General features: G+C 69.3%; 16 protein-coding genes and 1 pseudogene. 9 read left to right on the forward strand and 8 right to left on the reverse strand.

Going from position 1 to position 20,084, the window contains the following annotated elements; translation table 11 throughout:
• Positions 1 to 41: 41 nt before the first annotated feature.
• Positions 42 to 1,313, forward strand: a complete 1,272-nt coding sequence (locus tag ACQEUX_RS03185; RefSeq protein ID WP_433040797.1) for a CehA/McbA family metallohydrolase — start codon at positions 42 to 44, stop codon at positions 1,311 to 1,313.
• A 325-nt stretch (positions 1,314 to 1,638) separates the two neighbouring features.
• Here ACQEUX_RS03185 and ACQEUX_RS03190 read toward each other — a convergent pair whose 3' ends face one another.
• Positions 1,639 to 3,954, reverse strand: a complete 2,316-nt coding sequence (locus ACQEUX_RS03190) for an ATP-binding protein (protein WP_433040800.1) — start codon at positions 3,952 to 3,954, stop codon at positions 1,639 to 1,641.
• Positions 3,955 to 4,072: 118 nt separating this feature from the next.
• On the opposite strand from ACQEUX_RS03190, the gene ACQEUX_RS03195 reads away from it, so the two are divergent.
• Positions 4,073 to 4,675 carry a hypothetical protein gene (locus tag ACQEUX_RS03195; RefSeq protein WP_433040803.1) on the forward strand — a complete coding sequence of 201 codons (603 nt, stop codon included), beginning with the start codon at positions 4,073 to 4,075 and terminating at the stop codon, positions 4,673 to 4,675.
• 737 nt (positions 4,676 to 5,412) lie between these two features.
• On the opposite strand, the gene ACQEUX_RS03200 is transcribed toward ACQEUX_RS03195, so the two are convergent.
• The 4 genes and pseudogenes from ACQEUX_RS03200 to ACQEUX_RS03215 all read right to left on the reverse strand — a co-directional run bounded on the left by ACQEUX_RS03200 (position 5,413) and on the right by ACQEUX_RS03215 (position 9,768).
• Positions 5,413 to 6,783 carry a cation:proton antiporter gene (locus ACQEUX_RS03200; RefSeq protein ID WP_433040806.1) on the reverse strand — a complete coding sequence of 457 codons (1,371 nt, stop codon included), beginning with the start codon at positions 6,781 to 6,783 and terminating at the stop codon, positions 5,413 to 5,415.
• 242 nt (positions 6,784 to 7,025) lie between these two features.
• The gene (locus ACQEUX_RS03205; RefSeq protein ID WP_433040809.1) at positions 7,026 to 8,492 is read right to left on the reverse strand and encodes an RNA-guided endonuclease InsQ/TnpB family protein; all 1,467 of its coding nucleotides are present in this window, start codon (positions 8,490 to 8,492) and stop codon (positions 7,026 to 7,028) included.
• A gap of 246 nt (positions 8,493 to 8,738) precedes the next feature.
• Positions 8,739 to 8,994, reverse strand: a pseudogene (locus ACQEUX_RS03210) (2-oxoacid:acceptor oxidoreductase subunit alpha); the annotation flags it as partial.
• Between the two features lie 24 nt (positions 8,995 to 9,018).
• Entirely contained in the window at positions 9,019 to 9,768 is a 750-nt protein-coding gene (locus ACQEUX_RS03215; protein ID WP_433040812.1) for a thioesterase II family protein, read from the reverse strand.
• Between the two features lie 190 nt (positions 9,769 to 9,958).
• Between ACQEUX_RS03215 and ACQEUX_RS03220 the strand changes: the two genes are divergently transcribed.
• From ACQEUX_RS03220 to ACQEUX_RS03245, 6 genes are all read left to right on the forward strand, one after another.
• Positions 9,959 to 10,189: a DUF5988 family protein gene (locus ACQEUX_RS03220; protein ID WP_433040815.1), complete on the forward strand. Its 231-nt coding sequence runs from the start codon at positions 9,959 to 9,961 to the stop codon at positions 10,187 to 10,189.
• A 183-nt stretch (positions 10,190 to 10,372) separates the two neighbouring features.
• Positions 10,373 to 10,684 carry a helix-turn-helix transcriptional regulator gene (locus ACQEUX_RS03225; protein WP_433040818.1) on the forward strand — a complete coding sequence of 104 codons (312 nt, stop codon included), beginning with the start codon at positions 10,373 to 10,375 and terminating at the stop codon, positions 10,682 to 10,684.
• On the forward strand, positions 10,684 to 11,361 hold the full coding sequence (locus ACQEUX_RS03230) for a hypothetical protein (protein ID WP_433040821.1): 678 nt from the start codon (positions 10,684 to 10,686) through the stop codon (positions 11,359 to 11,361). The genes ACQEUX_RS03225 and ACQEUX_RS03230 overlap by 1 nt, the downstream gene beginning before the upstream one ends.
• Before the next feature lie 207 nt (positions 11,362 to 11,568).
• Positions 11,569 to 13,797: an MMPL family transporter gene (locus ACQEUX_RS03235; protein WP_433040824.1), complete on the forward strand. Its 2,229-nt coding sequence runs from the start codon at positions 11,569 to 11,571 to the stop codon at positions 13,795 to 13,797.
• A gap of 152 nt (positions 13,798 to 13,949) precedes the next feature.
• Positions 13,950 to 15,605, forward strand: a complete 1,656-nt coding sequence (locus ACQEUX_RS03240; protein ID WP_433040827.1) for an NAD(P)/FAD-dependent oxidoreductase — start codon at positions 13,950 to 13,952, stop codon at positions 15,603 to 15,605.
• On the forward strand, positions 15,602 to 16,057 hold the full coding sequence (locus ACQEUX_RS03245) for an ester cyclase (protein ID WP_433040830.1): 456 nt from the start codon (positions 15,602 to 15,604) through the stop codon (positions 16,055 to 16,057). Before ACQEUX_RS03240 ends, ACQEUX_RS03245 begins: the two co-directional genes overlap by 4 nt.
• On the opposite strand, the gene ACQEUX_RS03250 is transcribed toward ACQEUX_RS03245, so the two are convergent.
• The 3 genes from ACQEUX_RS03250 to ACQEUX_RS03260 form a co-directional block, all read right to left on the reverse strand.
• Positions 16,042 to 16,683, reverse strand: coding sequence for a response regulator transcription factor (locus tag ACQEUX_RS03250; RefSeq protein ID WP_433049569.1), 642 nt, complete (start codon positions 16,681 to 16,683; stop codon positions 16,042 to 16,044). The genes ACQEUX_RS03245 and ACQEUX_RS03250 overlap by 16 nt on opposite strands.
• A 227-nt stretch (positions 16,684 to 16,910) precedes the next feature.
• Complete coding sequence (locus ACQEUX_RS03255; protein ID WP_433040834.1) at positions 16,911 to 17,948, reverse strand: methyltransferase; 1,038 nt, start codon at positions 17,946 to 17,948, stop codon at positions 16,911 to 16,913.
• A complete protein-coding gene (locus tag ACQEUX_RS03260) occupies positions 17,945 to 19,123 on the reverse strand; it encodes an acyltransferase family protein (RefSeq protein ID WP_433040837.1) in 1,179 nt (392 codons plus the stop codon). Before ACQEUX_RS03260 ends, ACQEUX_RS03255 begins: the two co-directional genes overlap by 4 nt.
• Positions 19,124 to 19,295: 172 nt before the next feature.
• Between ACQEUX_RS03260 and ACQEUX_RS03265 the strand changes: the two genes are divergently transcribed.
• The gene (locus ACQEUX_RS03265; protein WP_433040840.1) at positions 19,296 to 20,081 is read left to right on the forward strand and encodes an SDR family NAD(P)-dependent oxidoreductase; all 786 of its coding nucleotides are present in this window, start codon (positions 19,296 to 19,298) and stop codon (positions 20,079 to 20,081) included.
• Positions 20,082 to 20,084 lie beyond the last annotated feature (3 nt).

Below are 20,084 nucleotides of genomic sequence, written 5' to 3' on the forward strand. Positions count from 1 at the left end.
TGTGACGTCTCGGCCAGCTCGATGAACATTCATATATGTCCATGACTGAACATGACCCGCACCACTGCCATCACGACCATGAAACCGGCGACGAGGTGCCGTACGGGCAGGTTGACGTCCCTGCAGGGTTCGGCCGGCGGGCGCTTCTGGCCGGTGCCGGTGGGACGCTGATGCTGGCCGCGCTGCCGACCTCGGCCCGGGCGGCCAACACGACGATGGCCGGCGCCCCGACCGCGGCGACCGGCGCCGGCCGGACATCCCTGATCACCCAGGGCACAATGTTGGTCCACACAGACATGCACAACCACACGGTCATGTCGGACGGCGACGGCAGCGCCGAGGCCGCGTTCGCCTCAATGCGCGAGGCCGGTCTGGATGTTGCCGCGCTGACCGATCATGCCACGCTCTTCTCCGTCGAAGGGCTCAGCTCGTCCGAGTGGCGGACTGCCGGTGACCTGGCCAACGCGGCCAACGACCCGGGTCAGTTCACGGCGATCCGCGGGTTCGAGTGGTCACATCCTCTGCAGGGGCACATCAATGTCTGGAACACGTCCGACTTCGCCGACCTGCTGCGCGCCGGCAGCCCCGGCAGCCTGTACAACTGGCTCACCGGCCGGCCCGGGGGTCTGGCGAGCTTCAATCACCCCGGTCGGGAGGCGGGCCGGTTCAACAACTTCTCCTTCAACGCCTCGGCCCGTGATCAGCTCGTGGGACTGGAGATGTTCAACCGGACTGACGACTACCTCTTCGAGGGCTGGTCATCGGGTGTGACGTCACCGCTGGTGGCCTGCCTGAATGCCGGTTGGCGGCCGGCTCTGACCGGCGTCACCGACGAGCACGGCACCACCTGGGGCTTCCACGAGGGTAAGGGCCGTAGCGGCCTGTGGGTCGCCGAGAATACCCGCGCCGCTGTGTTCGAGGCGATGGCCGCCCGCCGTTCCTTCGCCACGCGCGTCTCGGGACTGCGGGTGGATGCCACGGCCAATGGCGTACGCATGGGTGGCGTACTGAACGTGACCTCCGGCGAGGTCCGGTTCCTGCTGGACCTGGACCGCGGCTCGGTCTGGGACGGCAAGCCCCTGCGGATCCAGGTCCTCCGTCCCGGCACCTCGGCGCCGACCGTCGTCGACGTCATCGACACCGTCAACGGTCAGGTCACCGACTTCACCGTGCCGCTCAACGTCGCCGACGGCGACTGGGTGGTGCTCCGGATCTCGGACCCATCCCTGCCCAACGGCACCCCCGGCCCGGCCGGTCACCCGTGTAACGACTTCGGAGTGGCCTACACCAGCCCCTGGTGGCTCCGGCCCTGACCTCAAGGTGCCGGTCCCGGTACGGCGGGCCAGTCGCAGGCGGCTGTGTCGGTCGTTCCGGGACCGGCATGCGGTTTCGGGAGGTGGTCGCGTCCCGGCGCTGTCGGCGATGATCGGACAGCCGCGCCCATAGCGGCCTCCCCGGCGACCTCAAAGCCGGGCTCGAGGTCAATGATCATCTTGAAGCCCGCGCGAATCGGGTGGTGCCTCCACGACGGTGCTGGTCAACGCCCTGCCCACGAGGCTGGACCGACCGGCCCGACCGCCAGCTCAAGAGGCTCGCGACGGGCAGACGTCTCCAACCACCTGGTGGGGGCCGCATCGATCACGGGAGTTGGAGTTTGGCGCGGACGGTGGCGGCGTCCGGGTGGTTCAGGGCCGTGAAAATGTCCAGCGCTCTGTGCCAGTCGGCCCGGGCGGAGGTGGGGTCGCCGAGGGCGTCGTGGGTGTCGCCGAGCCGGCTGAGCGTGTCCGCCTCGCCCCAGCGGTCGCCGAGATCGCGGGTCAGATCGAGCGTGCGCTCGTAGTACTCCACGGCCTGGCCGTACTGGCCAAGGTGGTGGTGTGCGAAGCCGAGGCTGTCCCAGGTGGCGGCTTCGCCCGCGCGGTCGCCGAGCTGCTGGAGGAGTTCGAGCGCCTGCTCGCAGTACGCCAGGGCCCTGATGTGCTCGCCGAGTTGGGCGTGGCACCAGCCGACCGCGTTGAGTGCGTCGGCCTGGGCCCTGCGGTGGCCGGCGGCCTGGGCCAGGGCGAGGGTCCGCTTCGAGTGGTCGAGGGCCTTCCGTGTCTCGCCCTGCCGGTCCCACAGCGAGGCGAGGTTCTGGTGTGTACGCGCCTCGCCCTCCGTGTCTCCACTGCGGACGTACAGCTCGAGGGCGCGTTCGAGGTGGCCGTGCGCGTCGGCGTATTGGCTGACCACGGTGTGGGCACCGGCGAGGAAGCGGTGTGCGACCGCCTGCGCGACCGGGTCGCCGAGACGCTCGGCGGCGAGCAGGGCCGCCCGGCAGGTCTCGACGCGGTCGTGCCAGTGCCCCTGCCGGTCCAGGAACGTGTCGAGGGCCCGCCCCAGCCGCCACGCGTGTGCGTCGAAGCCGGCGCTGGCGGCCTGGCGGAGCGCGGCGAGCAGGACCGGGTGCTCGGCGGTCAGCCAGGCCATCGCCTCCGCGTGGGTGGTGGGCCGCTCGGGACGCACGCCGGCCGTGGGTGGGGTTAGGAGGTGGTCCGCCGGGTCGCTGTGCGGGCGCAGCAGCTCGTCGGCGGCGTGGGTGGTGTGGGTGTAGTGATCGAGCATCCGGGTCGTGGCGGCGCGGCGGTCCGGCTCGGGATCGGTGCCGGCGCTGAGCTCGGCGGCGTACGCCCGCAGCAGGTCGTGCGCGGTGAACCGGCCAGGCCGGTACTCGGTGAGCAGGTTCGCGCGGGTCAGCTCGGTCAGCAGCCGGTGGACCTCGTCCGCCGGAAGTCCGGCCAGGCTGGCCGCCGCGGGCATCGTGATGTCCGGGCCGGGGTGCAGGCCCAGCAGCCGGAACAGCCCGGCCGTCGTAGCGGTGAGTGCGGTGTACGACCAGGAGAACACCGCCCGCACCTCGCCGACCGCGTCACCGGCGTCCAGGACGCCGAACCGCTGACCGGCCGTCCCCAACTCCGTCGCGAGGGTGGCCAGCGGGAAGCCGGACTGCTGGGCGCGAGCGGCGGCGATGCTCAACGCCAGCGGTAGGCGGGCGCAGGCGGCGACGATCACCTCGGCGGCCTCCGGTTCGGCGGCCACCCGGTCGACACCGAGCCGGTTGGCGAGCAGGCGGCTGGCCGCGTCGCGGGTGAGCAGGCCGAGTGGGAGCGGGTGCGCGCCGTCGAGGCTGACCAGAGACGTGAGCTGGTTGCGGCTCGTCACCAGCACCGCGGCGGCGGATGTGCCGGGGAGCAGCGGACGGACCTGTCCGGCGTCACGGGCGTTGTCCAGCACGACGAGGATCCGCTTGCCTGCCAGCACGCTGCGGTACAGGGCGGCCTGGGCGTCGAGGTCGGCGGGCACCCGCGCGGCCGGCACCCCGAGCGCGTCCAGGAAGCCGCGCAGCGCCTTCGCTGCGCTCAGCGCCTGCCCGCCCGGGTCGAAGCCGCGCAGGTTCACGTAGAGCTGACCGTCGTCGAACCGCTCGGCGACGCGGTGGGCCCAGTGCACGGCCAAGGCGGTCTTGCCCACCCCGGCGGTACCCGAGATCGCGGCGACCACGACGGCGGTGGGCGCGGCGACGAGCTTGTCGAGACCGGCCAGCTCGTCGTCGCGGCCGGCGAAGCTGGCCACGTCGGCGGGCAACTGGCGGGGGACCAGCCGGTCCGGTGCGCGCGGCGCGCGGCGGCGGCTCTCCTCGATCCGGTCCCGGGCGGTGGCCAGCGCACCCTGCTCGGCAGGCGTGGCGCCGAGGAGCCGGACCAGGGCGTCGAGCCGGTCGGTGGGCGGCAGCGTCTTCCCGGTGAGGTATTCCGCGATCGCCGTGTGCGACCAGCCGGTGCGCGCGGCCAGCGCCCGATAGGTCAGCTCACCGCCGCGCTGTTGGCGTGCGTGCCTGCGCCGCAACGCCCGCAACAATCCCGCCAGGTCGTCGGACGTCTGCGCCCCCGCAGCATCCAGCGTCCCGCCCCCCACCGTCGACAATAGACGTTCGTCAGTGTACGGCGGTGTACGGAATTCCGGCCAGAGGCCCCGCCCGATCGGCGATCCTGCTCGCGTGCAAAGCGCACTGATCGAGCCCAGTGGAGGTCATGTGTCCGTACATTTCAAGCGTCTGGTTTTGGTCCTGGCCGTGCTCGCGGCGACGCTCGCCGTCCCGGCGGCGGCCGCGTCGGCGGCGCCCGAAGTGGCCATCTGCGAGCCGAAGGTGGCCTGCGTCGATGGTGACCTGCGCACGGCCTCGTCCGGCAGTTCCGCCCACGCCGTCGGTGCCGTCGGGACCAATGCGGTCCCGGTGCCCCCGCCGGCCGGGTTCCCGCCGGGCACCCCCTGCTATCACGAGGAGGTCTCCGAGGAGGTCTACGAGACCGCCAACTACGCCACCATCTATGAGTTGGGCTTTATGGCGAATGTCTGCCTGTTCCCCAATGAGATCGTGTTGTACGGCCTGGAGACGTCTCTCTCCTTTCCCAACGGCGTGCAGGACCCCCGACTGACCTCGGCGCAGTTCGTCGTCCGCGACAGGATCGTGAACTACCCCAATCCGACCGAGAAGGACGGGTACTCCGAGCTGTGGGTGACCTTCTGCCCCGACCCGGCGCAGCCGAGCACCTGCCAGCGGTACCTGCACCGGCTGGGTCTCATCTTCAACCCCGCCTGGGTCTACCCGTTCTCGGTATTCGAGCGCCTGGGCTGACGAGGCCGGCCCGCGCTGCGGCGTCCCTCTCATGATCAGGGCGTTCCCAAGTAGCTCCAACGACGTGGGGGCGCCCTGATCGCTCCTGTGAGACCATGCCCCAAAAGCCTTCGTTGCGGCAATTCACGGCTAGTACTCCAATAACACTTCGCGATCTAGATGACTGGTAGTCCGAGTCGTCGCTGGTAGTGGGATTGCCGTGCACGGGCTTGGTGGGTGCGGCGCCAGGCAGACCAGTGCAGGGCGTGCCCGACGTCGGACAAGTTCAACGGCGTGCCTTGGCAACCCGAGGGCGGTGTGCCGCGCATTCGCAGCGTCGAGGGCGGCTTGGAGATCGCCGGGTAGAGGATCGGCGGTCCACCCCGCCAGGCAAACGTCGAGCCCAGCCCCGGTGTCCGACACTCACCGCCATGACAGCTTCGACAGCATCGGCTGCGATGCACGGCAGGTGGCGGTCCTGGCGTCGGTGGGCACCGGCCGCAGCGAGCGGATCGGCCTGGTTCTTGATCGTGATGGGCGTCTTCTGGTCCCTCGGCGGCGCCGACTACCCGTTCGGGCTCAACGACCGCACCGGGCCGGACTACTCATCCCTGCTGGCCGGCCTGGAGCGCGGCATGGGTGGCCCGATCATCAGCGTGTTCGGCGTGGTGGTGCTTGCCGTGGCCTGGCAGCTCGACGTACGTCCGCGTCACCGGTTCGAATTCGGCGCTGGTGATTGCCAGCGTCTGCCACGCCCGTCATCGTGTCGTTGCTTCGCGACCGTGCGTCCCGGCTCGATCCGAGCCAGGACGTACGACGCGCGCAGGCTGGGCGCCGGTGGGTTCGGGTTGTTTGCGCCGCTCGGACGGAGGTGTTGAGCTGTAGAGTTCTTCGCTCTTGGTGAGCAGCGGCCCGGCCATCACGGTCGTCACCAGCGCCATGATCACCATCATGGTGAACATGCTGCCGTCCAGGACGCCGAGGCTCACCGCGACGTTGAGGATGATCAGTTCCGTGAGCCCCCGGGTGTTCATCAGCAGGCCGAGCGTGCGCGCCTCCTTCCAGGAGAAGCCGCCCCACCGCGCCGGCAGGGTCGCCCCGGCCAGCTTGCCGGCGCAGGCCACAGCCAGGATCAGCGCCAGTTCGACATAGTTGCGGGCGGTCAGCGCGCCGATGTTCACGCCGAGGCCGGTGACGATGAAGAACACCGGCAGCAACACCAGGGCCAGGTTGTCCATCGGGCGGCGCAGATGCTCGCCCAGGGCGAGGGCGGGCTCCCGCGGCATGACGAATCCGAAGAGGAACGCCCCGAAAATCGCGTGGATGCCAGCCCACGTCGTCACGTACGCGGACAGGAACGCACCGGCCACGACCACCATGATCAGGGCGTTCCAGCGCTCCCGCGCCGCCATCCGGCTGACGATCCGGTCGAGTGCCGGGCGTACCACGTAGAACATGGCCGCCACGTAGACGATGCTGCGGATCCCGACCTGCATCAGATCGCCGTAGTCGCCGTTCGCGGAGACCAGGGCGGACACATACGCGAGCATGCACCAGGCCAGCACGTCGTCGATGGCTGCGGCGGCGAGTGCCAGGGTGCCGACCCGGGTGTCGAGCAGTTTGCGGTCGCTCAGGATCCGGGCTAGAACCGGGAACGCGGTGACCGACATCGCGGCGCCCATGAATGTCGCGAACGCGCTGAACGGAATCTCCTTACCGGCGACCGTCGAATGGTGTGGATAAAGTATGACGGCGGCAGCAACGCCCAGCCCGAAGGCGAGGACGATCGACGATACCGACACGCTGGCAGCCAACCCGACGTGCGGACGGATCAGCTTCTTCTCAAATTCCCAGCCCATGATGAACATGAACAAGATCAGCCCCACCTGCGACACGGCGGAGAGCAATGGTCGTACGTCGGGCGGGAAGAGCCGGTTGGTCAGATCACCCGGCAGGAGGCCGAGCAGGCTCGGACCCAGAGCGATACCGGCAGCGATTTCCCCGATCACCACGGGCTGGCCGAACCGTCGAGCCACACGCCCGAGAAGCATCCCCGCCACCAGCACGATCGCGATTCCGGCGAGCATCGCCGCGATCTTGTTCTCCTGCACGCTTCCCAGACTGTGCATGGCGCTACCTCTCGACTTCCCCCCGTGGACCAAAAAAACGATATGGGTGTCCGAAAGTCAGGGTCAACGGACGTCCATGGATATAGGGGTAGGCAATCAGTCGGTGATAACACCCCTATTTCCCGGATCGCAAGGCTCAAATTGCTTTCATCTCTCGGGTCGGCATGCCGGAGGTAGGGGGAGGGGATCGGCGGGCCGCGCTTGCGGCGAAGCATTCGACGCATCGACTAGTGCGGTGTCCACTAACGTTCAACGGGTGTTCCGGTGGGGTGTTGTGGATCCTCGCCGTGGAGGGCGAGCGACTCCCCACTGGGTGGTGGGGCGGGCCCCCGCGGGCCAACTGATCCTCGCGCCGCCCGTGGGCGGCGGGGGTCACGCCGGGACCGGCCGGCACCGGGAAGGTGCCGTCCGGCTCGACGGTGCGTGAGCACCCCAGGCAGCACAGGAACGGCTGTTGTGGGGGTGGTGGGTCCGCCGCCCGGGGTGCGGGTGGCGATGCTGGCCGCCGCGACGAGATCGCGGTGCCCGGAGAATCGGCAGTGGGGGCAGGACAAGGTGCGCCCACGGGGTTTCGGTACCCGCCGCCGGCAGGCGGGGCAGGTCGAGGAGGTGCCGCGTTCGTCGACGAGCCGCACAGTGATCCCGGCGAGGATGGCCTTGTCAGTGAGGACCTGCAAGAGCCGGCCGATCTGCCACTGCCGCAGCCGCAGGTTGTGCCGCCGCCCCGCCGCAATGTCGAGCACGCCGCGGGGGTCGCCGACGTGCAGCACCCCAACCCGCTGACCCACCGCCCAGGACACGACAGTGCGGGCGGCCTCATGCTGGGCCTGGCGGACCCGCCGTCCATGCCGGCCCTCCACCATACGGGCGCGGCGCCGATACGTGCGCCACCGCCGCAAACCCCGCTGACCCGGCTTCGGCGCCCGCCGGGCGACCGCCCGGCGGCGGGCTTTCGTGTCAGCCAGATGCATGCGGTGCTCCGCCCGGATCGCCCGCCCCGACACCAGCAACCCCGCACCGTCCGGGCCCGCCACCGCATACGGGTGGATGATCCCCAGGTCCACCCCGGCGATCCGGCCCGGGTCCGGTCCAGCGCCGGCCGGATAGGTCGCGACCGGAATCTCGGCACTCACGTCCAAGAACAGCCGGCCGCCCTCACACAGCAGCGTGATCGAGCGGACCTGCTCCACCGGGTACGGCAGATCCCGGGCCAGGCGAAGCCACACCGGTGAGGTGCCTCTCGCGCTGGGGATGCGGACCCGCCACCCGTCAACCGTGAATGTGCCGTGATACCAGCGCACCGGCACCAACCCCCGCCGGCGACGCGGAAACCGCGCCGAGTCGTCACCGGCCTTACGGCGCTTCGCCGCCGCGAACCAGGCATCGGAGAACCGGCGCAACACCGACCGGGCCCCCGTACTGTCCAGCTCACCAAACGTGCCCGGCCCCGACGCCGCCAACACCCGACACAGCTCCTGATAGCCAACCAACGGCGCATCCCCACGGCGACGCCGCCACGCATTGACCTCCAACACACACGCCCACACATCACCACCCGAACGCAGCAACCCGAAACACCGCCGCCGCTGCCCTGGCGTCACCCGCAACCCAACCCGAGCCGTGCGATACACGACCCGCGGCGCAGCGGAATCCCGACGGCGAGGCACAAACCGAACCCAACACCACCGGTACGACAACTTCCCAACCACTCATCAACCCGGCGAACGCTAGTGGCCACCGCACTAGCCTGCGGTGATGCGACCCCGGCGTCGTGCTCGGAAGCGGCGGTGACGGCGGATCGCACCCGTCCGCATCGCCTGCTCCTGCGACGCGGCGCGGTGCCGGGTGACCGCGCTCGTGGAGATCCGATCGTGCCGGTCGGCACGGTGCCGCCACACCTCGACCACCCCGTTGCCGTCGACGGTGTGGCACGTCACCGCTTCCGGACCATCGGAGCGGGGCAGCAGGCGCGGGGCGCGGGGCGCCTTCAATGCGGCCGGATTCATCGCCACCATTCCGTTCGGCGAGTCACCCGGGTGCCCGCAGGAGCCCGGGCCATGGCCGGGAAAGTCGGCGTGGATGTCCTTGCCGAGCCGGTCGGGTTCCGAGGTGAACGTTCGTTCACCGGGTCATCTACATGCCGTCGCCGGAGTTACCGGCGAACCGAATGACGACCCGATCGAGCCGCTCGGCACGCGGGCCGGCGTTCACCGGCTTCACCCTTCGATGTTGCTCTCAGGCCAGCGCGGTCCGCAGCTCATTCAGCACCTCGTCGGAATGGTCGAGCAGAAAGAAGTGGCCTCCGGTGAATGTCCTGACCCGGCCCGGGTCGGTGCCGTACGACAGCCAGCCCTCGGCTTCGTCGGCGGTTACGTGTGGGTCGCTGTCGCCGGTTAGGACCGTCACCGGGCAGCGCAGCACGGCACCCGGTGACATCCGGTAGGTCTCGATCGCCCGGTAGTCGGAGCGCAGCGCGGGAAGGATCATCCGGAGTACGTCCGGGTCCTCTAGCAGCCGGTCGTCGGTGCCGCTCAGCCGGCGCAGCTCGGCCACGATGTCCGCGTCCGGCAATCGGTGCAACCACGGCCCCCGGATCCGATCAGGAGCGCGCCGGCCGGACACCACCAGGTGAGTTGGAGGCCGGTCGTGGACGCGTTCCAGCCGGTGCGCCACTTCGAACGCGACGGCCGCACCCATGCTGTGCCCGAACAGGACCGTGGGGCGCTGTGGTGCGGCGGCCAGTACCGTGGCGATGTCGTCGGCCAGCCGGTGCACCGACGGGACTGCGGGCTCGGACCGGCGCTCCTGCCGCCCCGGATACTGCACCGCGCACACCTCGGCGACCAGTGACAGCGCCCGGGAGACCGGGAAGAAGAAAGACGCCGATCCGCCGGCGTGCGGGAAACAGACCAGCCGTGGCCGGTCTGCGGGGCCCTGGTGGTAGCGCCGGATCCAGGAATCCGGGCGCACTGTCGCTGTGGTCAAGACGTTTCACCGTCCGGCTGCCGAGGGGTGTGTCGCTCGTACGTTAGAACGGCGGAGCGGGTCCGACGTACCCCAAACAACGGTCCGGAGTAGGGGTGCCTACGGGTCGCCCGGACGCCCATGCATTACCGATGATGGATGGAGTGTTCTGCACTCGGAGGCACGCCTGGAGAAGGGGAGAAGATTTTCGATGACCACAATCCCAGAAGGCGATCTTGACAAGACCGTAACGGTCATTCTCGTCGGTGGCCCCACTGAGTTGCCGGAGGCGGCGCGGGTGCAGCGCATGAGCCTCGACCAGTACAAGGTCAAGGTGCCGCACCGCGGCGGGTACGAGCATTTCGAGCTGCCCGACGCCGAGCCTGATGCAACTGCGCCGCTGCGGCTGTACTGGACGACCCGGACGCGCGTGGCGGAATAGACGGGCGCGCGTGACAGCGCTCTGTGCGCGGTCTGCCAGCGCCGCCCGAGATGCTGGGGCGCTGCGGCAACCGACATCAACATCGGGGGAGAGCGGTGATTGCGCGAGGGTTCCTGGTTCCGGCCGGGATGTGTAGTGTCGTTAGTCATGAAGGCCGACACGCTGCGAGGAAACCTGGAAGGCATGCTTCTGTCTGTCCTCGAGTCGGGCAGGCTGCACGGCTACGCGGTCATCGAGGAATTGCGGCGGCGCAGCGGGGATGCCATCAACCTGCCCACCGGCACGATCTATCCCGCCATGCACCGGCTGGAGGCGGCCGGCCTCATCGGCAGCGAGTGGGAGAGGGCCAACGGCCGCAAGCGGCGCAACTACTTCCTCACGGCGGCCGGGCGGCGGGCGTTGGCCGACAAGCGGGAGGATTGGCAGCGGGTCTCATCGGTGATCTCCGTGGTGCTGGGCGCGGGCACCGCGCCGGGTGCCGGGGCTGAGGCGTGATGGAGACCGCGACGCTGCAGCGCTACACCGACCACCTGGCCCGGCATCTGGTCGGGCCGACGTCGCGGCGCACCGAGATTCTCGACGAGGTGATGGACGGCCTCCAGTGCGCCGCCGAGGACAACCTCGATACCTACCCCGACCAGGAGGAAGCGGCCCGACTGGCCGTACTCGCCTGGGGCGCGCCCGGTGAGGTGGCCCGCGCCTACAACGACGCCACCCTGCGCCTGAGTGCCAACCGGCTTTCGCTCCAGACCGTGTGCGTACTGCCGGTGCTGGTGGTGAGCTGGGCCTTCGCGCTGTTGGCCAGCCCGGACGCGCCGTGGCCGCAGCATCCTCCGCTGCTGCTGTTCGGCCTGTCGGTCGCCGGTCTTGGCGGCACCCTGTGCCTGCTCGGCGCGGTCACCGGCCTGCGCCGGGGCACCGGCATGCGAGCCATGCTGAGCCCCGACCCTGACGCCGCGGCCGCCGCCGCGCTGGCCGCGCTCACTGGCCTGATCTGTGTCCTGTCCGCACCGGTGATCCTGCTGCTCAACCGGGGTATCACTCACCCTGAGTCGCTGAACTGGCACCTGGTGCCGTTCCCGGCCGCGCTGACGCTGGTGGTCGGCGCCTACTTCGTTACCTCGCTCAGGCGGTTCCTGTTCGTCGTCCGCGAGGTCGCCCGCCCGGTCTGACCCGGTCGGTTCTCCCGTTCGAGCGCCTGCGGGGCGCGGCAAGTTCCCTGTCGCAGCCCGGCAGGCGATGTGCGTTTGCCATCCGAACTCTTCGTAACCGATCGAGCACGAAATCGTCTTGTGCCCCGGGTGCCCGACTGCTACCTTCATGCAATAGCTTGCGTAACTACACAATAGCGGTGCTACAGGAGGTTTTTCGTGGAGCGGATGACGCGGTGGGTCCTTGCCCACCGGCTGCCGGTCGTCCTTGTCTGGGTGGCCCTCACCCTGGCGGGTGGCGCACTGGCAGGCGGCACGGTCGACAGGCTCACCTACGAGACTCGCCTCCCCGACCGGCCGGGGCAGGAGGCGAACGACGCGATCGCGCAGCGCTTCGCCGGGACCGGTGGGCGGAACGCTCCGCTGCTGCTGGTTGTGACCGTGCCGCCGAGCACCACGGTGGACAACCCGCAGACCCTCCAGGAGTGGGGCACGCTGGTCCAGCGCCTCACCCCGCAGGGCGGCCGCAGTGTCTACTACCGCGGCTCCGGCGACGAGTCGTTGCTGTCCGCCGACAAGCGCACCACCGTCGCGATGCTCTACCCACGCGGCAACCCGTCGAATGCCCCCTACGAGCAGTCACTACCGGCGATCGAGACCGCGGTCAAGTCGGCCACCGTCGCCGGAGCCCCGGTCGAACTCACCGGCCAGCCGGTGCTGTCCGGCCGGAACAGCGGGGCTCAGCCCAGCCCGGTCTACGAGACCGCCCTCGGCGCCCTTGGCGCGCTGATCGTGCTCGCCCTGGTCTTCGGCAGCTTCCTCGCGTTCGTGCCGGTGCTGATGGCCGTCGTCGCCATCCCCACCACGTTCCTGCTGGTTCGCGGGGTCACCGGGGTCACCGATGTCTCCTTCATCGTGCAGTTCCTGGTAGCCCTGATCGGTCTGGGCGTGGCGATCGACTACGCGCTGCTGGTGGTCACCCGCTGGCGCGAGGAACGCACCAAGCCCGGCGGCAGCGGGCCCGACCCCGACGCCCGCCGGACTGCCGTGATGCGGTCGCTGGCCAGTGCCGGCCGGGCGGTCGCGCTCAGCGGTGCCACCGTGGCCATCTCGCTCGCCGCACTGGTCGTGCTCCCTGTGCCCTTCCTGCGCAGCGTCGGCTATGCCGGGCTGCTCATCCCGCTGGTCAGCACGGCCGTCGCGCTCACCCTGCTACCCGTCCTGCTCTACTCGTGGGGCGACAAGCTGGACCGGCCACGGCGCAAGCACAAGGCCGACAGCCCCATGTGGGGTGCCATCGCCCGGATCACCACCCGTCACCCGGCCATTACCGCTCTCCTCAGTGGCGCAGTCCTGGTCGCGCTCGCCGCGCCGGTGCTGTCGCTGCAGCTGGGTCAGCCGGCCACGGCGACCCTCGCGCAGGGCGGCCAGCCCGCCGCGGCGTTCGCGAAACTGCTCGATGCCGGCTTCGGTGAGGGCATCGCCCGCCCGGTCGAGGTGCTCGTCTCGGCCGACTCCGCTGACACGGTCATTACCCAACTGCGTGGCATCGAGGGCGTCTCCGGTGGCATCGCCCCAACTGACTGGAGCCGCGACGGCACCAGGATCGTCGACGTGTGGACCACCGAGGACCCGTCCAGCAACGACGGGCGGGCGGTCGTGTCCGATGTCCTCGATACTGCCCGCCAGACCGACGGCGCCCTCGCCGGCGGAGCCCCGGCTACCGACGTCGACTTCATCGAGGCGGTTTACGGGTCGCTCGAGTGGATCCTCATCTTCGTCGCGCTGTTGACGTTCATCGTGCTGGCCCGGACCCTGCGTTCGGTTGTTCTGCCGATCAAGGCGCTGATCCTCAACCTGTTGTCCACGTGCGCGGCGTACGGCGTCGTGGTGCTGATCTGGCAGGAGGGTTACGGCAGCGAACTGCTGTTCGACACGCCGGCGATCGGCGCGATCACCATCTGGATCCCGATGGCGGTGTTCGCGTTCCTGTTCGGACTGTCCATGGATTATGAGGTGTTCATCCTGCACCGGATCCGGGAGACCCACCTCGACCTGCTCGCCGCGGGCGAACGCGACACCACCATACCGTCGGTGGTGATGGGCATCAGTCGTACCGGCCGCCTGGTCACCTCCGCTGCGCTGATCCTGTTCCTCGCGTTCACCGCCCTGTCGAACGTGCCACTCACCGACGTGCGGGTCTTCGCCACCGCCCTGGCCGCCGGCATCATCATCGACGCCACTGTGGTCCGTGGCCTGCTCACCCCGGCCCTGGTCACGCTGCTCGGCCGGTCTAACTGGTGGTTCCCGAACTCCTTGGGCCGGTTGCTTGCTTCCCCCGGGCAGGCCACCGGTCCAAGGTTAAGCCCGGTCTCCGTGGGGGACAGCCCCGCTGCCGAGCAGGCGAACCCTGCGTCCGTCGACTTCGGCGCCTCGCCGGGGAGGACGCGGCAGTAGCCGGCCGGTGTTCGCCGCACATAAGCCACCGCCCCTCGGGCGGTGGCTTATGTGTATTTTTCCGCCGCTTCATCAAGGTTCGGCAGAGTGGAGACGGGCGTGGAGCGTACGGCACCCGTCCGAGACTCGATGATTGCGGAAGGGAACCCACAGTGACCAAGCGGACATCGACCTACGACGTGGTGATCCTCGGATCGGGCATCGCCGGTTCGACCCTGGGCGCCGTCCTGGCCCGCCAGGGAGTCAAGGTGCTACTCGCCGACGCGGCCAACCATCCGAGGTTCGCGGTGGGGGAGTCGATGATCCCTCAGTTCGTGGCTTGGCTTCAGGTCATCTCCGAACGTTACGACGTGCCGGAGCTCCAAGCACTCACCGACGCCAACACGATCAACCAGGAGATCAGCAACACGTTCGGGCGCAAGCAGCATTTCGGCTTCATGCTGCACCACCCCGGTGCCGAGCCCGACCCCAGCGAGGCGCACCAGTTCGTCATCCCCGACAACCTGGCGTCGGCCAGCCACCTCTATCGACAGGACAGCGACGCCTACCTGTTCCGCACCGCCGTCAAGTACGGCTGTGACACCCGCCAACAATGGCGGGTAGCGACGGTGGACATTGGCGACGATCAGGTCACGCTGACCGGCGCGGACGGCGCCGAGGTCACCGCCCGCTACCTCGTCGACGCCAGTGGATACCGCTCACCGTTGGCTGACCAGCTCGGCCTGCGGCAGCAACCGGCCCGTTTCCGGCACCACTCCCGGTCGCTGTTCACGCACATGATTGGTGTCCCGCCGTACGACGGGATCGTGCACGACGACGACACCACCCGGCCGCCGGTGCCGTGGCATAACGGCACCATGCACCACCTGTTCGAGCGGGGTTGGTTCTGGATCATCCCGTTCGACAACCACGAGATGTCGCGTAACCCGGTGTGCAGCGTCGGCGTCACCCTCGACCCGCGGCTCTACCCCAAGCCCGACGACCTCACCCCGGAGCAGGAGTTCAACCAACTGGCGGCCCGGTTTCCGGCGGTCGCCCGGCAGCTCGACGGCGCCCGCAAGGTGCGCGAATGGGTCTCCACCGGCCGCCTGCAGTACTCGTCCACCAAGACCGTCGGCGCCCGCTGGTGTCTGATGTCGCACGCCGCCGGGTTTCTCGACCCGCTGTATTCCCGCGGGATGTCGAACACCTTCGAGGTCATCGCGTCGCTGGTGCCTCGGCTGCTCACCGCGCTGGCCGAGGACGACTTTTCCGAGGAGCGGTTCAAATTCGTCGAGGAGCTCGAACAGGGCCTGCTGGACTTTAACGACACACTGGTCAACTGCTCGTTCATCGCGTTCGACCACCACCGCCTGTACGACGCCGTGTTCCGGATCTGGGGAAGCGGCACCACACCCGGAACCCTTCGCATCAACAATGCGCTGCGGGCGTTCCGCGAGCAACGAGACCCAGCCGTCTTCGATGACCTGGAGAAGGTGAAGCACAACGGCCTGTGGTGGCCGGACAGTGACGTCTACCGGGAACTCATCGACCGGATGGAGCGGGCGTGCCTGCGCTATGAGGCCGGCGAGATCGACGGCGACGCCGCCGCCGACGAGGTCTTCGCCCTGATCGACGAGTCTGACGTCATCTTCCCGGGCTTCGGCTGGAAGGACCCCACGCACAAGTTTATCTACCCGACCCCGCGGGAGGTCCGTGACCTGCTCGTGTGGGCCACCGACTCCCCGCTGCCCGAGCTGAGCACCCTGGGCAAGGCCGGCTTGGACGCCCTGCGCAAGGCCGGCATGGCACCGACGGCCGCCCGATGACCGCGGCCCCGCGGGTTCCCGCTGCCGTCGCCGGACCGATCCCGGTCGGCGGCGGCAGCGAACCGGAGCGGAACAAGGCACTAGCGCGTCTCTGGTTCGAGGAAGGCTGGAACCGCGGCAATCTCGAGGTGGCCGATCGGATTTTTTCGGCCGACTTCATGATGGGCGGGCGGACGGTCGGCCCGGACGGCCCCCGTGACAGCGTCCGGCGCCGGCACGCCGCATTCGCCGACCTGACCGTCGAGATCGGCGTTCAGGTGGCCGAGGGGCCGTGGGTGGCGACGTGGTTCACCACCAGGGCGCGGCACATCGGGCCGTTTGCCGGAGTGGCGCCCACCGGCCGTACCGTCACCTCCGAGGGCATGCAGCTGTGGCGCGTGCACAACGGCATCGCCGTCGAGGATCACAACGTTTTCGACCTGTGGCGGGTGGTCCATCAGTTGCGGGCATAGACGATGTTCTTCTCGTAGGCGAAGATGACCGCGTGGACCCGGTTCCGCAACCCCAGTTTTTCCATTATTTTCTGTACGTGCGATTTGACCGTGCTCTGGCTGAGATCCAACTCCGCGCAGATCTCTGCATTGCTGTAACCGCGAGTCATCAACCGGAACACGTCGACCTCCCGGTCGGTCAGAAGCCCCAGCGGGGAATCCCCACGGCTGGCCGGCCGGGCGGTCGGCACCAGTAGCGACTGCCCGGTCGCGATGACCCGCACCGCAGCCGCGATCTCCTGCGAATCGCTGTCGCTGGACAGCAGGCCCTTCCCGCCAGCGTCGAGCACCTGCCGCGCGGCCGTCGCCGCGTCGCGGATCAGCACGAGCACCTTCGGCGCCACGAGCGGCGGCTGCGGCCGCGACAGCAGATGCACACTGCGAACCGCCTCACCGGCGTCGCTGTGCGCGGCCACGATGACCACATCCGGCCGTGCCGTGGCGAACCGGGCCCTGGCCACCTCGCAGTCCGCCGCCGCGCCGACCACCTGAAGGTCGGCGTGGTCGTCGAGAATCGTCCGCAAGCCGGCCAGCGAGATGGGGCGGGAATCGACCAGGAAAACGCGTGTGCGGTCCGTGCGGAGCATCACCACCCCCAGCGTGCGTGGGCAATCACCGGCAGTCAAGGATAGAACGACAACGGCCTCTGGTATTCGCCCGGACCCTTATCCCATATTGGGGAAATCGCGCGGGCGCACGTCGGGGGTGTTCCGGTCCCGCCCACCAGCGAAGTCCCGCGTGTGTCACCCGCGCCGCGACACCGCGCCTGGTCGGCACGGTGTCACGCCACGAGCGCCGGGAGTGGCCGGGCGGATCAGACCTTGCGGGCGATGACCGCGGTGCTGGAGGCCGGCAGCGCGAACGTTTGCTCCACGGTGAACCCCGCCTCGGTCAACCACGACTCTGCCTCGGCGGGCGAGAAGCCGGTCGCCTCCGCCGACTGCACCATCATGATCAGGCTGAGGATCAGGTTCTCCGCCCGAGCACGCTGGTCGTCGAGCATCGTGTCGTAGACGATGACCGCGCCGCCGTCGTGCACCGCCGCAAACGCCCTGCGCAGCAGCAGCCGGCGCCGGTCGACCGGCCAGTCGTGCAGCACGCCGCCGAGCACCAGGACGTCGGCGCGGGGAAGGTCGTCGACAAAGAAGTCGCCCCCGACGTAATTCAGCCGGTCCGTCAGGCCCCGTCCGCTGACCAACTCGTCAAAGAACGGGCGGATCCCCGGCTTGTCCAGCACCGTCCCGGTCAGCCCGGGGTAGGCAGCGGCGACGTGAGCGGCGAGGTTCCCGCGCGCGCCGCCGATGTCGCTGAACGTGGCGTAGCGGCCGAAGTCGAAGACCCGGATGAGTTCGGTGGCCACCGCGCTGCTGAAGCTGTCCATGGCGGCGAGGAACTGCCGCAGCCGGCCGGGATCGTGGAAGATCCGGGTGAAGGGCACCTCGCCGGCCGTATTCTGCCCGCGGGCGTGGCCGGTGCGCAGCAGATTGCTGAGCGTGTCCCGGTCGCTGTCGGCCAGCTCGGTGGTCATCCGTAGGAACCCACCGACGAACGTTTCCGTCCCTGGGATCAGGTAGCGGGCCGCAGCGGGACTGTTGCGGTACTGGTCGCCGCAGCGCAGTAGCAGGCCCAGGGCGGCGAGGGCGTCCAGGAAGTCCTGGGCGGCGCGCGGATGCAGGCCCAGTTCAGCCCGCAGTTGCCCGGAGGGCAGGGCACGGTCGCCCAGCGTGGTGAAGACGCCCAGCTCCATGGCGGTGGCCAGCAGTCGGCTGCGCAGGAACGACCAGCCCACGTGCATGACGTCGAAGGGGTCGTCGAGCGGGACGAGCAGCCTGTCCTCGACGGTTTCGGTCATCGGACACCGGCCTTCGGCTGGCGCCCGATGCGTGCCCGCAGCCACAGTTCCACCGGGCGTTCGTACAGCTGGTAGAGCAACGCGCAGAGCCCGGTCGTCGCTACCAGCGCGAACAGCGCCCACCCGGCGTTGGACCAACTCGCCTCCACCGGACGGCGGTAGAACTCCAGCACGGTGTTCTTGTCGTAGACGCGTGATGCGATCTCGAACAGCACGGTGAAGTGGAGGAGATAGAACGCGTACGACCACTCGCCCAGCTTCACCAGTGGACGGCTACCCAGCCACGACCGGTGCCCGGACAGGTCACGGCTGGCGACCGCGATCACGACCAGCGCGTACAGCGGCGCGGTGACCTGCGGTAGTACGTCGAACGGCACGGCGACCCGGAACGTCTCGTCGCGCAGCAGCCACAGCACCGCGAGGCCGGCGGTCAGCACCGCGACCGCTGCCGAGACGGACAGCCGGGGCCTCCAGCCCTTGCGCATCGCTGCGGCGGCCACCACACCGAGCAGGAACTCCCACAGCCGCGCGATCGGCGAGTACACCCCGAGGACCAGACCCTCCATCCCCACCATGTTCGGCCGAGGCGTGGGCGGATAGGCCTCCCAGAGCCACACCCGCAGCCCCCAACCGATCAGGATCAGGACCACCGCTGCCCCGGCGAGCCAGACGAGCGATCGGCGCAGCACCGGCTTGGCCAGGAACGGGAAGAGTGCGTAGAAGAACGCCTCCACCGCCAGCGACCAGGTGACCGGGCTGGCCCCGCCGAGGATGTGGTCGGGCACCCAGGCCTGATAGAGCAGGATGGCCGAGATGGACGCCCACACCATGGTCTCGCGCATTGGCTCGGGCACCTGCGGAAGCTGCAGGGCCAAGGGCACCAGGACGCCGATCGCCAGCAGCGGCCAGATCCGGGCGAACCGGCGCCCGTAGAACGGTCCGGCCCGGTCCCGGGCGGTCCAGGTCCAGGTGAGTACGAACCCGGAGAGCACGAAGAAGAACGTGACCCCGGAACTGCCCAGTGACAGCGCCGAGTCCAGTCCGGATGACGGTAACGGCAGCAGGGTGCTCACATGCGCTAGGAAGACGGCCAGAGCGGCGAACCAGCGCAGCCCGGTCAGCGAGTCCAGCCGTTCGCCCCGCCGGTCCAGATCGGCCTGCGGGGCTGCGGTCAATGTTTCACGGCTTTGTGCGGAAAAGGCCATGACAGGACACCAGCCATTCGACGTGATGGGATTAAGGCCACGCCGGACGATTTCATCAACCGTTCGCAAATCGGCTCTAAATCAGCGATAAAATGGGCCCAGGCGTGGCCCGGCGTGCCATTGCGCGGCTAAATTCACAGGCATGCCGACTTTCCCTTACCACAGCGCGTTGGTCACCGGCGCGTCCAGCGGCATCGGCGAGGCGTTCGCTCGCCGGCTCGCTGAGCGCAATGTCGCGCTTGTACTCGTCGCCCGCCGCAGTGACCTGCTGGAGAAGCTCGCCACCGAGCTCGAGTCGGCGTACCGGGTGACGGTCGAGGTGCTACCGGCGGACCTCACCGACGAGTCCCGGCTGGCCGCGGTCGCCGCGCGGCTGTCCGACCCGGAGCGGCCAGTCGACCTGCTGGTGAACAACGCCGGGTCCAGCGGAACCGGTGAGTTCGCCGCCCTGCCACTGGAAGTCGAGCTGCGGACGGCCGCCCTGAACGTCCTGGTACCGCTGCGTCTCACCCACGCCTGCCTGCCCGGGATGATCAGCCGAGGTGCCGGCGGGGTCGTGAACGTGTCGTCGATGTCGGCGATGCTGCCCAGGCCCGGCTCGGCCACCTACGCCGCCACCAAGGCGTTCCTGTCCGCGCACGGCGAGAGCCTGGGCATGGAGGTCGCCCGGCACGGTGTGCATGTGACCACCGTGCACACCGGACTGACGCGGTCGGGGTTTCACGAGGCGGCGGGCGTGGACACCGCGACCCTGCCCAGGATCGGCTGGCTGAACCCGGAGGAGGTGGCCGATGCTGCCCTGGCCGCCGTAGCGGCGGGGCGGCCGTCGGTGGTGCCGGGGCGTGCCTACCGGGTCCGGATGCCGCTGCTGCGTGTCCTGCCGCGCGCGGCCCTGCGTGCCATCGTCCGCCGCTCCCACCGCCCTTGAGCC

This window comes from Micromonospora sp. CA-259024 (assembly GCF_050936255.1).
Taxonomy (GTDB): Bacteria; Actinomycetota; Actinomycetes; order Mycobacteriales; family Micromonosporaceae; genus Micromonospora.